15 protein-coding genes are annotated in these 16990 nt (G+C 35.1%); 3 read left to right on the top strand and 12 right to left on the bottom strand.

What is annotated here, in order from left to right; all coding sequences use genetic code 11:
- Positions 1 to 61 precede the first annotated feature (61 nt).
- The 4 genes from EO244_RS07140 to EO244_RS07125 form a co-directional block, all read right to left on the bottom strand.
- Complete coding sequence (locus tag EO244_RS07140; protein WP_206734513.1) at positions 62 to 565, bottom strand: GyrI-like domain-containing protein; 504 nt, start codon at positions 563 to 565, stop codon at positions 62 to 64.
- A gap of 8 nt (positions 566 to 573) precedes the next feature.
- The gene (locus EO244_RS07135; protein WP_129253970.1) at positions 574 to 792 is read right to left on the bottom strand and encodes a DUF6500 family protein; all 219 of its coding nucleotides are present in this window, start codon (positions 790 to 792) and stop codon (positions 574 to 576) included.
- 109 nt (positions 793 to 901) lie between these two features.
- Positions 902 to 1744, bottom strand: coding sequence for a class D beta-lactamase (blaOXA, locus tag EO244_RS07130; protein ID WP_129253969.1), 843 nt, complete (start codon positions 1742 to 1744; stop codon positions 902 to 904).
- Between the two features lie 150 nt (positions 1745 to 1894).
- The gene (locus EO244_RS07125) at positions 1895 to 2803 is read right to left on the bottom strand and encodes a cation diffusion facilitator family transporter (RefSeq protein ID WP_129253968.1); all 909 of its coding nucleotides are present in this window, start codon (positions 2801 to 2803) and stop codon (positions 1895 to 1897) included.
- A gap of 281 nt (positions 2804 to 3084) precedes the next feature.
- Here EO244_RS07125 and lon point away from each other — a divergent pair, with 281 nt between their 5' ends.
- Entirely contained in the window at positions 3085 to 5454 is a 2370-nt protein-coding gene (gene lon, locus EO244_RS07120) for an endopeptidase La (protein ID WP_129253967.1), read from the top strand.
- A 9-nt stretch (positions 5455 to 5463) separates the two neighbouring features.
- Here the strand turns inward: lon and EO244_RS07115 are convergent, their stop codons facing one another.
- From EO244_RS07115 to EO244_RS07095, 5 genes are all read right to left on the bottom strand, one after another.
- The gene (locus EO244_RS07115; RefSeq protein WP_129253966.1) at positions 5464 to 6390 is read right to left on the bottom strand and encodes a DMT family transporter; all 927 of its coding nucleotides are present in this window, start codon (positions 6388 to 6390) and stop codon (positions 5464 to 5466) included.
- A gap of 289 nt (positions 6391 to 6679) precedes the next feature.
- Positions 6680 to 7579 (bottom strand): hypothetical protein, encoded by a 900-nt coding sequence (locus EO244_RS07110; RefSeq protein ID WP_129253965.1) that lies wholly within the window; start codon positions 7577 to 7579, stop codon positions 6680 to 6682.
- A gap of 393 nt (positions 7580 to 7972) precedes the next feature.
- A complete protein-coding gene (locus EO244_RS07105; protein WP_129253964.1) occupies positions 7973 to 8692 on the bottom strand; it encodes a DUF6567 family protein in 720 nt (239 codons plus the stop codon).
- 188 nt (positions 8693 to 8880) lie between these two features.
- Complete coding sequence (gene rocD / locus EO244_RS07100; RefSeq protein WP_206734512.1) at positions 8881 to 10110, bottom strand: ornithine--oxo-acid transaminase; 1230 nt, start codon at positions 10108 to 10110, stop codon at positions 8881 to 8883.
- A gap of 389 nt (positions 10111 to 10499) precedes the next feature.
- Positions 10500 to 10955: a transposase gene (locus EO244_RS07095; protein ID WP_129253963.1), complete on the bottom strand. Its 456-nt coding sequence runs from the start codon at positions 10953 to 10955 to the stop codon at positions 10500 to 10502.
- Between the two features lie 193 nt (positions 10956 to 11148).
- Between EO244_RS07095 and EO244_RS07090 the strand changes: the two genes are divergently transcribed.
- Both EO244_RS07090 and EO244_RS07085 read left to right on the top strand, forming a co-directional pair.
- Positions 11149 to 13560 (top strand): TonB-dependent receptor, encoded by a 2412-nt coding sequence (locus tag EO244_RS07090; protein WP_129253962.1) that lies wholly within the window; start codon positions 11149 to 11151, stop codon positions 13558 to 13560.
- 25 nt (positions 13561 to 13585) lie between these two features.
- Entirely contained in the window at positions 13586 to 15631 is a 2046-nt protein-coding gene (locus EO244_RS07085; protein WP_129253961.1) for a BatA domain-containing protein, read from the top strand.
- Positions 15632 to 15726: 95 nt separating this feature from the next.
- Here the strand turns inward: EO244_RS07085 and EO244_RS07080 are convergent, their stop codons facing one another.
- From EO244_RS07080 to EO244_RS07070, 3 genes are read right to left on the bottom strand one after another with little or no spacing between them, the layout of a single operon-like run.
- Positions 15727 to 16095, bottom strand: a complete 369-nt coding sequence (locus tag EO244_RS07080) for a NifB/NifX family molybdenum-iron cluster-binding protein (protein WP_129253960.1) — start codon at positions 16093 to 16095, stop codon at positions 15727 to 15729.
- 53 nt (positions 16096 to 16148) lie between these two features.
- Complete coding sequence (locus EO244_RS07075; RefSeq protein WP_129253959.1) at positions 16149 to 16472, bottom strand: NifB/NifX family molybdenum-iron cluster-binding protein; 324 nt, start codon at positions 16470 to 16472, stop codon at positions 16149 to 16151.
- Complete coding sequence (locus EO244_RS07070; RefSeq protein ID WP_129253958.1) at positions 16469 to 16879, bottom strand: DUF134 domain-containing protein; 411 nt, start codon at positions 16877 to 16879, stop codon at positions 16469 to 16471. The genes EO244_RS07075 and EO244_RS07070 overlap by 4 nt, the downstream gene beginning before the upstream one ends.
- Between the last annotated feature and the right edge of the window lie 111 nt (positions 16880 to 16990).

Raw genomic sequence — 16990 nt, 5'->3', positions numbered from 1 at the left:
TATTACTATACCAGAACCTATAAGTAAATCGTATCACTTGAGAATTATAAAAAATAATGAACTAGATCTCTAACCTACTATTTTTCTTTTTAATTGGGATCCATATTTCTTCCTCAGAATTAGGATTATTATTACTGTAGTTTTCCCCCAATATTTCAAAATGAGGTCGCATATCAAGTTCATAATCCGAAGCAGGTAACCAAGTTGAAAATATGTATTCAAATATGCTGCTATCATTACTTAAACCTTTGTAGTGAAAAACCGCATATTTCCCACCAGACAGAAGAAATGATTCCATTTTATCTGGAATATTTTTGAAATCAGAAACTTCAACTAAAGCCCACTTTTCAAAGACTTTGCCCGGATCGAAATTGTCAAAATATGAAGTATCATAAATCTGTAACGAAAACAAATCAGACGTCAGTTTACCCGTAATCTCCTTTCGCCTTGGCAAAAAGGATTTCCAAAGTTCAGCCGTTTTATTGTTTAGTAAACTCATCTTCGTGCGCTGCCCCGCCAGTTTCTTTTCTTTCAAATCCTGAATCAGAGGTTTAATATCTATCATCACAATCGCTATAGTTTATTAATCATCATTTCCCTAATCTTTATCGCTTTTTCAAAATGATCGAGCTGATGTGTCATAATCCACCACTGCGCAACCTCCATTAATATTTCCGGATTCGTGTTCTTATTAGCAAAAAAGGCATAAAATGACAGCCCAACATCGACTCCTTTTTTCTCTATTTTCTCATTGCAAACCTCAATAATTCTTTGGCGCATCTTTTCATTCATACCTATCGGTTTTATATTTTTTGAGTTATCATTTAGTCTGTGGCAAATCATCTGTCACAAAATTGTCGTTAAAAAACGATCACACTAAATTAAGGGGAACGGTACATTTCTATTTTATTAATCCCATTTGTTTTATGGCCTTCATTGTAATCTCCTTTCTGCACGCAACAAATCGATTAAAATCAAAATCTTTTGGGGCTTCTATATTAGTGGCAAAAAAATAGGTGGCTGACTTGAATTCAATATACCCAACATACCAGCCATTATAAATACCATTGGTATTTGATAAACCCGTCTTTTCACTCAATTTATATTGATCGGAATCATCAGCAAGAAACATTCGTTTCATTATTTTTTCTGTCCTTTCAGAAATAGGTAATTCAGACCGATAGAAGCTTTTCAAGAAATCTATTTGTTGAAACTGAGTAATTCGGGAATCTCCCTCCAACCAAAACATATCCAAATTGCTTGTATCCACTTTCATGCTACCGTATTTCATTTTAGTCAGATAAGCATTCATCCTTTTCACACCAATGCTTCTGGCAATATCCTGGTAACAGGGCACACATGAAAAATGGAATGCATCACGAAGAATGAGATCCTGTTCCCATTTTTTCATCCACCTTTTCTTTCCATCCCATTTCAATAATGTGCTGTCATTTTTAACAACACCTGCTTCGAGTGCAATAATTGAATTTGCTATCTTAAAAGTAGAAGCTGGCAAATGCCCCATTTTTGCCCGCTCAAAATTATTGGAATAATAAACATCCTTATTTAAGTCATAAATCAATACCGATCCTTCAACCTGACAGGAATCAATAATTAACTGAAATTCTGGCTTTACTACCAGCATTGTGATGATTGATTCATTCTTTTTATTGGTTGCCGATCTTTTCCCTTCAGAACAGGATAAAAACAAAATCACGATAGCAAGAAAAGGGAATATCTTCATTTTTTAGGGATTGGTTCCAAATGGTAAAATATTATAAAATTATAAACAAGATTAGGGTATAAATTCGGATTATGAAAGTTCAATCTAAAATTAAATGCATTTTATTCTAAACCAAAAACCTTGTTCATCCAACAAATCATCCAACTCATTTTACAATTCAATATCCTTATTCTTTTCGCTCAAGTCTAAACGATCTTCGGGTTCGATATGTACATGAACGTGACAGCGTAAAATTTCAGCTTTGATTTTATCTTCTATAAAATGTGCAATATCATGTGATTGAAGGATACTTAATTTGGGACTCACATGAATATTAAGCTCTACAAAAAATTCAGCACCAGCTGCTCTGACCTTTAAATCATGATAACATTCTATTTCAGTTAAATCATCAAGAATGAGAACAATTTTCTGATAAGTCTCTTCCGGAACTCTATCCAAAAGAACATTGATTGAACGTTGCCCAAGTTTATAGGATATGTATATGACAATTGAGGCAACTATTAGAGCGGCGATACTATCCGCAATAAAAACACCAAAATTTGCACAAATTAAGCCAAACAACACTACTAATGAACTCCATATATCTGTCGAAAAATGTAAGGCATCTGCTTCTAAAGCTTGACTGTTATATTTCTTAGCAACCCTCATTAAGGCTCTCGAACGGCTTACATCTATAACAATTGAGGTAATAACCACAATATAACTCCACTTATTAACCTCAATATGTGTTTCTCCGGAATACAATCGGCTCACTGCCTCATAAATAATCCAAACACAAGTGATCAGCAATAAAAAAGTTTCTATTAAAGCCGATAAATTTTCAATTTTACCATGGCCATAATGATGATCGGAATCTGCCGGTTTATCCGACAATCTCACAGCAAACCAAGTGATCACAGCTGCTATAAAATCCAAGGCAGAATGTAAAGCTTCGGATAAAATACCTAAACTGCCAGTCAATAAGCCTACAACAAGCTTAAAACTTGTGAGAAGTATGGCTGCAACTACAGAGAAAAATGCAACTCTATTTTTTTCTTTTCTTGCACTTTCAATATCCATAACAGATCCATTAAAATATTAGTCAGAAGCTTATTTATATATAATAATACTGTAAAAGATCAATTTTGATGTCATTTCTCTAATATCAATTCTCTACCCCAACAATTCTTATCATATATGTTCATCTAATTTATAAAAATAAGTTTGCAAGCCCATTTATTTCTCTCAAAACAAACCCTTAAAAGTTTTCTACTCGAATTCATCGATCGATTTCACTTTTTCCTAAGTCAGATTTTGATTAAATTTATTATACCAATTCTTTCATTTAAATCTAATTTATTATGAATAAAATAAATGAAAACAAACTCGTACTTGTCTCTGATATTTATCCGGATAATATTATTGTCTTGCCAATTGAAGACAAACCTCTTTTTCCGGGTATTACAATCCCATTGGTTTATACAGGAGCAAAATTCGTCGATTTAATCACTTATTCTATTGATAGTAATAATGGATTTATTGGTATATCCTATATTAAAGAACTTGATGAAAGTGATTACACGGACTCCATTTTATTTAAAACAGGAACTTTTGTTAAAATAATTAAAATTATAGAACAAACTGAAGATGAAATAAATTTCTTCGCACAAGCAATCACTCGTTTTGAATATGTGAGAGAAACCAAACGTAATCATAAAAAACACTGGACTGTCAGATATCACATTCCTGCAAAAGTAAAAATAACCGATGAACTCAAAGCATATACTTTATCCATTATAAATTCGATAAAAGAGCTCATCAAATTGAATCCAATGTTGCAAGAGCAGATACGCCTCTCCTTAACCAATGTTGGCTTACAAAATCCAGGACTGCTTATGGATATTATCTCCTCATTCATATCAAGCGATCCACTCAAATTACAGGATCTTCTTGAAACCTTTGATCTATTAAAACGCAGCGAAAAACTGCTAATCCTTCTCAAGGAAGAATTGGAAATTACGCGCCTACAGGAAGATATTCAATCCCAGATTAGTGATAAAATAACCAGTGATCAGCGTGAATTCTTTCTTCGCGAACAGTTGAAAGTTATTAAAAAAGAATTGGGCCTGGAAAAAGATGACAAAACAACTGAAATTGAAAAAATAAAAGAAAAAATAAAAGCTCTCAAACTTTCAAAAGAAGCCGCAAGTGTTGTTCATGAAGAAATGGACAAATTAAAAATTTTGGATTCTGCCTCTTCAGAATTTCATGTTTCCCGTTCATATTTAAATTGGCTTACTGATTTACCTTGGGGTATTTTTTCCAAGGATAATTACGATATAAAAAAAGCCCGCAAAATTCTGGATGAACAACATTATGGATTGGATGATGTAAAACAACGTATCCTCGAATTTGTGAGCACCATTGTCAAAAGAGGCAAAGTATCAGGATCAATCATATGCCTCGTAGGCCCTCCTGGTGTGGGCAAAACATCTATTGGTAAATCGATAGCTGAAGCTTTGGGGCGTAAATTCTACCGTTTTTCTCTTGGGGGCATGCGCGACGAAGCTGAAATAAAAGGACACCGGAGAACCTATATTGGGGCTATGCCTGGCAAAATTATGCAAAGTTTAAAAAGAACTGAAACGTCTAATCCCGTCATCATGTTGGATGAAATTGATAAAATAGGCATTAGTTACCAAGGCGATCCTGCATCGGCCTTGCTCGAAGTTCTTGATCCCGAACAGAATTCAAATTTTCTGGATCATTATCTTGATGTGCGCTTCGATTTATCCAATATCTTATTTGTTACAACGGCCAATCAACTGGATACTATTCCAAGGCCTTTGTTGGATCGAATGGAAATCATCAAACTATCGGGATATATTTTAGAAGAGAAAATTGAAATTGCCAAACGCTATTTAATTCCTAAACAAAGAAAAGAGCATGGGTTAACATCAAAAGAAATTGTTATCACTGACAGTGCCTTATCCAAACTAATTGATGCATATGCCAGAGAAGCAGGGGTCAGAAGTCTTGAAAATCAAATCAAGAAAATAATGAGAAAAGCAACGCTAATTCTTGCCGAAGAAAAGTATACAAAACTCACTGTCAGCAATAAAAACATTATCGATTATCTTGGACAACCCGTTTATGTAACCGAAGAATTATATAAAAGATCATCTCCCGGAGTAACTCTTGGATTGGCGTGGACTGCCGATGGCGGTGCAACACTCTATATCGAAGCCTCCGCAATAAAACATGGTTCGGAAGGATTTAAGCAAACAGGACAATTGGGTAATGTGATGCAGGAATCAGCCGAAATAGCCTATTCATACATTCGTTCAATATTAAGTAAAGACAAGAATGAAACCATTAATTCCTTTTTTGACAAGCACCTTATTCACTTGCACGTACCAGCTGGAGCAACCCCAAAGGATGGACCATCAGCAGGTATAACAATGGCCCTGGCTCTTCATTCGCTAGCTACAAACCAAACCGTTAAAAAAGGAATTGCAATGACAGGAGAATTAAGTTTAACGGGGAAAGTTCTCCCCATTGGTGGTGTTCGTGAAAAAACGATAGCTGCAATTCGGGTCGGAATTCATGAGCTTATTTTCCCCAAGGACAATAAAAAAGATTTTGATGATTTACCTGACTTCCTAAAAAATGAAATTAATGCCCATTTTGCCGATTACTTTGATGATGTCTTGAAAATAGCATATTCATAATCGATAAGATTAAGCTTTCTTTAATCTATTCTGCCTTTTGTTATGAAACAAGAGGCGGAATTTGTTCTCTTTTGTTTGTACAACAGTCAGCACTGAGATTAAAATCAACACAATTGCCAAAGAACTCTTCATATCCATCTTTTCGTTGAACACTAATATCCCAACAATAACACCCGTAAGAGGTTCCAATGTTGATAAAAGAGATGCCTTACCTGGTCCAATAAATTTCAAACCTCTGTAAAACAAAACAACCGCAAGAAAAGTAGACCAAATACTTAGATTTATAATATAAAACAACGAATTCGGCGTGAAGTTGGTGTTAATCTGATTCGTAAAAAAACTCTTACACAGAAAAAGAACAGAGGTTATTCCAAAAATCCAAAATGCTACACTAAAGGGCGACAACTTTTTAAGTTCTTTATGAGCCATTCCGATAATATAAATGGCATATAAAAGTCCTGACACTAATGCCCAAATAATACCAATCATATTCAGATTACTTTCACCTCCCATCGATAAAAGACCAATACCTAGTATCGATAATAATAAGGCGATCATTTTTCGAAACGTGAATTTTTCTTTATATATCATGCTAGCCAAAGCAATCGTAATAACCGGGTATACAAAATGAAGCGTGCTAGCCAGTCCCGTAGAAATATATTGATAGGATAAAAAAAGCGTGTAAGTCGTCAGCATGGTTCCCACAAATGCAATAAATAGAATCAAAAAGAACTGCTTTTTATTTATTCTGACATCAATTCTTCTGTACATACAAAACAGAGCAATCCAAATAAAAGCAAAACCAAATCGATACAAAAGCAAGTTATTCACATCAAATCCCTCGGCATATATCTTTATGGCGAAAAAAGGCATAAGACCAAAAAAGACAGCTGAAAGCAATATCATGAGTGTCCCTTTTATTTCTGTACTGATCATTTTATTCTATTTATTTTTTAATTCATCTTATTGCATGTGATTGGATAAACGGTAAAAGTTGATCCCATTGCTAACAGGTACAATCAACCTCTGTTAGATGCCCGCAAATCTATGAAATAAGTTGATCAATAAGATTAAACCAACGAGGAAAAAACTCATTATCAGATATAAAAACTTGCTGCCTGAACGATGTAAAAAACCACACTTCAGCAAAGCTTGGTTTATAAAAATAAATAAGGAACAGCTCTTGCGAACTGCTCCTTATTCATTATCATAAACAAGTATTCAACTAATTCATCAATATCTTATTAATGGTATTTTTTAGTTTCTCATTAACATCACCTTCTTTCACTTCCGCTTTTAAACTCAACAATTCTTCAACAATCTGTTGCTTCTCCAAAGTTTGTTGCTGATTCTGTTTGAGAAGTCTTTCCTGAGTCTTATTATCGCTATTTTTATCAGTAAGGCCTGTCAACAAAGTATCAACAGTTGTGACGGCACGATTCAAAATACGATAAAAAAGAGAAGCCGAAAAACCACCCAACATCGCCAATATAGGAACTGTAAGGAAACCAATACCTGGTGACTGCTGAACCTCAAGTGAAGCCGGAATAAGCACTGCCATCATCAAACCCGCAATAAGTCCTAATACAAAACGGATCCAATAGGAACTCTCGTATTTCGGATCATATGTTCCGTTGACGATGTATTTATTGGCTTGAAAAAGATTGCTAAAACAGGCACCTAATGCAGCTGCTGAAAGAAAAAACATCAGATTCAGCAATAACTCAAAACCATGATCAGCAAGTATGCCTTTTGAAACCGAAGCATTATTTACATGGGGAGATAAACTAATTAGAATAAAACTGACTAAAGAAAGTAAGGTTGTTGCCATCAATCTTCGGACAAGACCAACTGGTCCCAAAAAAGCTAACCACTTATTCTTCTGCGCTTCCTTGTATAAGAGAGAGATGGTTTTGGGTCGAGCCGGAGCTACTTTGAGTGAAAGACATTTATGCAAGTTTAATATTTCATGACTCTCCCATTCAGAAACCTTTCCTTTATTGATATCAATTATTTTTTTTGCTTCTGATGGAATCGCTGAACCTTCGGCAGAAAGATATTTAACCATTGCAATACATTCATCAATCAGATATTGTCCCATATTATTACACACATTGAGTTCCATGTTTTACTTTTTAGTGTATACTATCATTAATTTTATTTTTTATAATTCGGTTTCAAACTTTAAAAAGAAATCCCATAAATGCAGTTCTGCTAAAACAGACAAAAGATATAACCAACTAATATGCAATACATAAAATACTAATTTAATCAATATCTATTAACAATAACAATTTAATTTCTATTGATTATTTCATTCACTCACAACGAATCGATGCTGAAAACTCGGAGAGTAATTATAATGGGCATTCTAAAAAATATATTTAATTTTTAAATGCCACATCTTACTATGAGATCAAAATTCATTTTATTCTGCAAAATCGAATAATAAGGGCATAAAAAAAGACAGTCCTTTAGAACTGTCTTTGTAATCTTATCTTTACAAATAAACACGCACTTATTCACTCTCGTAATCCAAATGTTTAAGCTCTCCTGAATTTGATTTTACAATGATTTCATCCAAGCCCAAAGCAATAATTCGTCCACTGGTTTTAACCATATTATCATTTAAGCTTCTGGAATAAATGTACATCTCTCCCACCTTGAAGCCTTTATAACTTTTACTTTTGGAATAGATTTTATTGGTAGATATTAATCTTGTTTTAGAATTCCCATTTTTAGTTTTAATCAGGATCCTAACTTTATCGATATCTTCAACCGACAGAATAACTGCATCTTCATTACGATCAATATAAACTGAATCACCAATCTGAAATAGCTCATTCGCTAAACTCTTCTTTGACAATTTATCCTTGTATTTATCTGTATATGGATTGGCTTGCGAATCGTCAGTAAAACTTACCACATCTGCACTCACAGTGGCTTTCGTTTTATTAACGAATGGGAAAAATGAGCGTTTAAAATCGACTGTAAAATTGGCGTAGGTTTCATTTGGGCCTAAGGGTCTGTTATTAATTAATTCTCGCTTAGCTTCTAAAATTAAAGCGTCTTTTGAAAGCCCTCCTATGCACAAAACCTGTTTAGTCTGTGAAACACCATAAGCAATATCTTCATACTTTACATTTCGATTTAATGATGATGAGCTGATAATGCCCTGATGCACTGCACATGAGCTTAATAATGAAATTAAAGCGAGTGGTATTAATAACTTTTTCATAGTATAATTTTGATTAGTGAATTACATTAGTTTTGTTTATGTCAAATTTACAAAAACACAACAACTAAACAATATTATAAACAAAGGTAAAACTATAAAAAAGCTTAATTTTTCAATATAATATGATACAATATAAAAGGGACAGCCCTCTCGAACTGTCCCTTTCATATAAATTAAGAATTCTTTGTTTACTCGAACTCGGCCATTGTTTTCTTGATGATCTCGATTGCTTCACGCAACTGAGTTTCGTTAATTGTCAATGGAGGCGCAAAACGAATGATATGTCCGTGAGTAGGCTTAGCTAACATACCATTGTCGCGAAGGCGTAAACAAACATCCCATGCAGTTTTACCACCCTTAGGCTTAATCACAACTGCATTAAGCAATCCTTTACCACGTACAAGCTCAATCATATCTGATTTTACTGCTTGCAATTCTTCGCGGAAAATTTTACCCATTGCTTCAGCATTCTCAGCTAATTTTTCTTCTTTAACAACCTCAAGTGCAGCAATAGCAACTTCACAAGCAATTGGGTTACCACCAAACGTAGAACCGTGCTCACCTGGCTTAATGCAAAGCATAATTTCATCATCAGCCAATACAGCTGAAACCGGCACAACACCACCTGAAATAGCTTTACCAAGAATCAATACATCCGGACGAACTCCCTCGTGATCAACAGCTAATAATTTACCTGTACGAGCGATACCTGTTTGTACCTCATCAGCAACAAATAAAACATTGTTTGCCTTACACAAATCGTAAGCTTTCTTCAAAAAACCATGCTCTGGTACATATACTCCCGCTTCACCTTGAATAGGCTCAACTAGAAATGCACATACATTAGGATCTTTCAACTCTTTTTCCAATGCCTCAACATCATTGTAAGGAATTACAACAAAACCTGGTGTGAAAGGTCCAAATCCTTTGTAAGAATCCGGATCTGTTGACATCGAAATAATTGTAATTGTACGTCCATGGAAATTGCCATCACATACAATAATTTTAGCTTCATTCTCAGGAATACCTTTTACATCATATCCCCAACGACGAACAAGTTTAAGTGCTGTTTCATCAGCCTCAGCTCCTGTATTCATTGGCAATACTTTATCATATCCGAAATACTTCGTCACGTATTCTTCATATTTACCCAAGTTGTTGCTATAGAATGCACGAGAAGTTAGAGTTAACTTTTGTGCTTGTTCCATCATAGCTCCAATAATTTTTGGATGACAGTGCCCCTGATTAACTGCAGAATACGCTGAAAGAAAATCATAATATTGCTTTCCATCAGTATCCCATACATATACGCCTTCCCCTCTTTCTAAAACTACTGGTAGTGGATGATAATTGTGAGCTCCAAAATTGGACTCTTTTTCCATGTAGTCTGCCGCTGTCATTTTTGTTGTAGTGGTCATAAAAAACGATTTTATAAGGTTTGTAAATTTTAGGTTTATTTAATTTTGAATTTTAGTGAGCACAATTTTGTTATTTTTTTTAATAAAACAAACACATATTCATAATTTTTTCATGTTAATTAACTTCTTTTAAAAATCGCTTCAAAGCCTTTAGTTCAAACAAGTCTCAAAAAATTTAACAGTAAATTTATGTAATTATTATGCTTCATCCAACAGATACAGTTCATTCCCATTTTTAAGAAAAAAATAGCGCTGAAATTTACTGTTAAGATTATTTGAATGCCCATTCCGCATTTTTTTTTTGAAAAGAACAAAAACGACAAAAACAAAAAAATAGAGTCCAAAACTCTATTTCTTCAATTATAATCAGCCCTACAGACAATATTAACCTAATTCCAAAAATATGAAGCATCATACTCAATCACCCCAAATTGTTCCATTATTTCGTCAACTTCTTCTTTATAACTCTTATTATGGTGATGTTTTTTCTGATTTTGGATGGATCTGGTAACCACATCGACCTGAAAATGACTCACCGAAAAAGCCCCGTAACCATCCTGCCAATCAAAATCCTTATTGATATTACCGATGGAACGAATCCACTCTGCAGATTCTTTTTTTACAGCTTCAACAAGTGTCGCAAGCGCATGATCCTTTGACAAAGCAAATAGAATATGTACATGGTCGGCAACCGAATTGATTGTTAATACCGGACTATCATATTTCTTAAAAACAGAACTGATGCAGCTATACAATTTCAATTCCCATATCTCTTTAATATCAGGTTTACGATCTTTGGTACTAAACGTCAGATGAACATAGAGCTTCGATAATGATTGTCCCATAACCTATAATTTTTATAACTAATTTAAAAACAAAAAACTCAATTAGATATTCTAAATCAAACACTTGCATAATTTAATCAATTGCGAATCAATTAACAAAAGCTTATGACTAATAAATCCCAATTCTCCCATCATAATCTAAAGGATCTGTTGTATCTTAGCTTTCCCTATAATTAACTCTAGCACATTAATAATGCACAGAATAATCCTCTTCTATATTACATTTATCCTCATTGGTATTTGCCCTAAACTACAGGCTCAAAATATGGCCAACATTAAGGGAATTATTAAAAACAAAGAAGGTCAAACTCTTTATGGTGTTCACATTTTAAACACAGCAAATTCGCAGACCACGACCTCTGACAAAGAAGGAGCCTTCCAGATTTATAGTGAGGCTGGGAAAGAAATAACCCTCGAATTTTCACATATTGCTTACCTGACTTTCAAAAAAGAATTTAGCCTAAAATCAGGTCAGACCATTGTCTTTAATCCTACCCTAATAGAAAACCGTCAGAACCTGGATGAGGTAAATATAGCAGCCCAAATTAAGTTACATAATAAAGGCATCTATTTACAAACTAAAGAAATTGACAAAATAGCTTCTGCTGGTGGTGAAAGTATTGAGAACTTATTAAAAACTTTGCCCGGGGTAAGTTCAAATAACGAACTCAGCTCTCAGTATTCAGTGCGAGGAGGTAACTTCGATGAAAATCTGGTTTATATCAACGATATTGAGGTTTATCGTCCGAATTTAGTTCGTTCAAGTCAACAAGAAGGGCTCAGTGTTATCAATCCCGATCTGGTATCTTCAGTGCTTTTCTCGCCAGGTGGTTTCGAAGCCAAATATGGAGACAAACTTTCTTCGGTACTCGATATTAAATACAAAACCCCTCGTCATTTTGAAGCTTCGGCTGATATGAGTCTCTTGGGAACCAGCGCACACATTGCCAATGCAAGCAAAAATGGGAAACTTTCTTATCTTGCCGGATTTCGATACAAAACGACCCGCTATCTATTAACGTCATTAGACACCGAAGGCGACTACAATCCCAACTACAAAGACTTTCAGGCATTGGTAAATTATTCCTTTAATGAAAAGTGGAGCCTTCACCTTTGGGCAAATCTGAGTAAGAATGAATACGGATTTAAACCCAAGGATAGAGAAACAAACTTTGGTACCATAAGCGATGCCCTACAATTAAAAATGTATTTCGATGGTCAGGAAAAGGACGAATTCATTAGCGATATGGAGGCCCTCACACTTAAATATCAACCCAATAGTACAAACTTGTTTCAACTCATTACCAATAGGTATTCGACCACCGAAAAAGAACGATTCGATATTCAAGCCCAATACTATTTACAGGATTTGTTTGTGAGTCAGGGCGGAGACAAAGATCAAACTCTGGAAAACTTAGGAATCGGCACCTATCTCGATCATGCCAATAATAAGCTGGAGCGAGAAGTTAACAGCATCAAGCTAAAGGCTGATCACAGCTTTGACAAACTGCACCTGCAATGGGGCATCAAAGCCTTACACGAAAAAGTTGATGATCGAATAAACGAATGGCAATATCGTGACTCGGCAGGCTATTCTATCCCTGCTTCAGGTTCTGACACAGGTCTTGCCTATTCACGCCAGGCCTTAAACAGCATTTCGGGAACACATCTTTCGACTTATACGCAAGCCAACTACAATTTCAGTAATCACACGGGAGATTTTCAATTAACTGCCGGACTTCGCTATCATCACTGGACCTATAGCAACACGTCCTTTTTATCGCCCCGTTTTTCGTTAAACTTTGTTCCCAATTGGGAAAGAAAGATGAAGTTTCGACTGGCAGTAGGCAATTATCAACAAATGCCATCGTACAGAGAATGCTTAAAAATTGATGGCAGTATTAGTTCGAAATTAAACACTCAGGAAGCCTGGCATTATACTCTGGCTCATGAATACCTGTTTAAGATTAAAGAACGAGACTTTCGCCTGTCTTCCGAACTCTATTATAAAGATTTAAAATCGCTCATTCCTTACGATATTGAAAACGTTCGTTTGCGTTATTATGGTGATCAAAAAGCCAAGGGCTATGCTGCCGGACTTGAATTTCGCCTGAATTGGGAATATGTCCCCGATACCGAATCATGGATTAGTCTTTCCCTAATGAAAACACGTGAAGATATTTTAGGAGATAATCAAGGGTATATTGCTCGTCCCAGCGATCAGCGATTCAACTTCTCAATGTTTTTCCAGGATTATATGCCTGGTAATCCCACATACAAAATGCATCTGACCCTTATTTATGCCGGTGGTTTACCCGTTTGGGTTCCCAAATTGGGCAAGCAGGGCCAAAGTTTTAACATGCCTGATTACAAACGAGCCGATTTGGGATTTTCAAAAGAATTGCTCGATACAAAGAAAATTAAGTATAAAGGATTGTTGAAGCATTTTAAATCTATGTGGATTGGTTTGGAAATATTCAATCTATTCGATATTAACAACACCGTTTCTTACCTTTGGATCAACGATATTCGTGGGAATCAATATGCCATTCCCAACTATTTAACAGCTCGTAAACTGAACCTAAAATTGAGTGCTAAATTCTAAACGAACTTAAAATCATCTGTATTTTATGCCTTTACACTTCCAAAATCCTAATATTCTGTGGGGACTCATAAGCTTGATGATTCCAATAATTATTCATCTATTCAATTTTAAGCGTTTCAAAAAAATCTATTTCAGTAATCTGAAATTCCTAAAAGACCTTACTGCCGAAAATAAAAACCGATCTAAAATTAAAAAATGGCTATTGCTTGCCAGCCGTTTGCTGGCTCTAAGCTGTTTAGTTATAGCCTTTGCTCAACCCTATGTCCCCAACAAAAAAACATCATTAAGAACTAAAAATCAAAAGAGTTCAGTTTCTATTTATGTGGATAATTCCTTTAGTATGAATGCCGAAACTGAAAAAGGGATTGCCATTGAAATAGCGAAATCTAAAGCCATTGAACTTGTTAATTCTTTAGCTGAAGATGCTCAAATCAGAATTCTTGATAATAAGAATAAGGGACAACTCCCTGCATTAAGCAAACAAGGAGCCATATCGAAAATTCAGGAACTAAATCCATCTGCCGAAAGCAAGTTTTTCTCTCAGGTTTTAAAAGAATGCTTACAAAACAATTCCAACGTGAACGATAAAATTTACCTGTTTTCTGATTTTCAGAAATATCAGGCAGATTTCGACAAGATGATACCCGATAGCAATCTTCAGGTTAGCTTAATGGCTTTGTCAACACAGAGCCGAAACAATCTCTTTATTGATTCGTGCTGGTTTGATAACTCAGCTCACAAAATCAATCAAACAGAAGAGCTCAAAATCAACATCCACAACGCTTCGAATGAAAGCTTTCGAAAAATCCCAATCAAACTCTACATAAATGATAGTTTAAAAACCATTTCGAATTTTGATATCGAGGCTCAGGAAAACAAAGAATTAAATCTACCATACAAAAATCATCAGTCGGGCATTTATTCAGGACGAATTGAAATCAGCGACTACCCAATTACCTATGACAATACATTTTATTTCTCTTATCAAATTCAAAAAAGTGCTGAAATCATAAGTATTAATCAGGAAAACGAGAATCGCTACATCAGTCAGCTTTTCTCTGACAAGCAATATTTTACCCTTAAAAACATTAACAAATCACAATTTCATCAGGAAGATTTAAGTAAAACCAAGCTGATTATCTTAAATCAACTCACCGATATGCAAAGTGGTTTCAGACAAAAAATTTCAAACTATATCCACAAAGGCGGACAAGTACTTGTCCTTCCGGCAAATGATAATAATGAATCAAATAACGAGCTATTGAATGAATTGGGTGCTGGCCAATTCACACAACTTGATAGTTTAAATAAAACGGTTTCGAGTATCGAACTGGATGCAGAAATCTATAAAAACGTATTTACTCAACTGAAAGATGACGCGCGCTTGCCTCAAGTCTATCGCCATTTTACATTGAGCGATGCAAAAACCGGAATCAGTATTCCGCTTTGGAAAACCAATACAGGAGAGAATCTGTTCTCTCAAATACAATTGGGGCAAGGCAAACTCTATATTTCAAGTTTTAACTTCCACCCTAAATGGACCAATGCAATTAAACATCCTGTATTTGTGCCCAGTTTAATCAATATCGCACTCAACAATCAAGTCCATTTGCCAATCTATTATAAACTAAACGAAAGCGAATACGCTATTGCAAATGGCTTAAAATTAAATCACGAGAAAGCCATGTTCCATATCGAAAATAAAAAGCTCGGCATCGACCTGATTCCCGAACAAATTTCTCATTTTGATAAAGGATTGCTCTTAAATACACATAGCCAAATTAAAAAAGCAGGCAACTATTTTATTAGTCAGTCCCAACAAATTCTATCGGGAATTTCGTTCAACTACCCCCGTCAGGAGTCATATCTGACTTTTTATTCATCGGGTGAAATTCAAGATCTTCTGAAGGAATATAAACTAAATTACAGCTTATTCGATATTGAGAGTCTGGATATGAGAAGCATGATTGAGGAACAAGAAAGTGGAAACACCTACTGGAAATTATTTCTTCTTCTGGCTTTCTTATTTTTGATGATGGAAGTCTTAATTCAAAAGATCAAGTTCTTTTAAACTAACGGACTTTTATCTTCAAAAAAGTATAAGGCAATAAGAAAGGGGAAAAGTTCATATCAGACATTTCCCCCTTTCTGCTCTTTACTCCAAACCTAGTGCTGGCAAACGTGACCTGAGTCACCATGTCCGGCACAAGTCGTTCCCGAGTCCACAACTGTCTCTTGCAAATAGGCCTCTGCCAACTCACGCACATCACCCGAACAACCGCGATAAACCTGAATACCAGCCTGAGAAATTTTGTTAACAGCTCCCTGTCCCATATTTCCAGCAAGCATCACCTTTACCCCCATTTCGGCAAGCTGATTGGCAACATTTGATTTACAACCACAGCCCTGTGGAGACTCCATTAATTCGATACGGCCAATTTTATTATCGGCAGTCAATTCAACAATCGAAAAATACTCGCAATGTCCAAAATGCGAATCAACCTGATTGTCTTTTGTTGGAATAGCTATTTTCATCCCTTTGTTATTTTTAGTTTTATATCAAGAATACCCTATTCTTTGTATTTATTTTAATCGATACCCATCAATTTCAGAATATCACTCAATTGTTTCTTGTTTTCATTAAGGATAATGAATTGCAAGCCCTTAGCTTTTGCCAACTGTTGTAATTTAAGTCCTAATTCAAAAGCAATAAATGCATCAACGCCATTGTCCTGACAGAGTAAAGTCAGAATTTTAGGGCCAACACCTTTCTCATCATTGGCAAATGGATTTTTAACAAAACGATAAACCTTTTTCGATTTGTCAACCAAAACAAAATAGGGGCTCCTTGCAAATTTCGAGGATAACTGTGCCTCATTTGTATCACTCATTACCGGAATTGCTGCAATCATAACTCACCCTCCACTTTTAAAATTTCAACACTTGAACACAACGGACATCTCTTTACATCATTATCGCCTGTCTTATTAAAATGTGATCGGCAATTCAAACACTCATACCAGGTTTCGTCATAAACAATTTTTCCACCTTCAATACGAATTGGGCTAGCCTCGATAAGAGCTTGAGCAATCTTCTTGCGAGCTCTATCGTATATTCGCGTTAAGCTGGGACGCGATATTTCCATGATTTTCGATGCCTCAAGCTGAGACAAGTTCTCATAATCGAGTAATCGAATCACCTCAAACTCTTCAATATTTAATTTAACTTCCTCTGAAGGATTGGCATAATACCCTTGGGGATTAAAACCTTTTACCCGTGGGGGAATTTGAATTTTAGAATTATTTCTGGGACGTGCCATAATTTTAAATTGATATTACGACACAAATATAATGAACATATGTTCTAAACTAACTTTTTTTACAAAAAAAACGATCCCATTTTTTTGAGATCGTTTTAAATTTGCTTTTAA

This window comes from Ancylomarina salipaludis (assembly GCF_004122035.1).
In the GTDB taxonomy this organism is placed as follows: domain Bacteria; phylum Bacteroidota; class Bacteroidia; order Bacteroidales; family Marinifilaceae; genus Ancylomarina; species Ancylomarina salipaludis.
The sequence above is the reverse complement of the archived record's forward strand: the minus strand, read 5'-3'. Positions and strand labels throughout refer to the sequence as shown.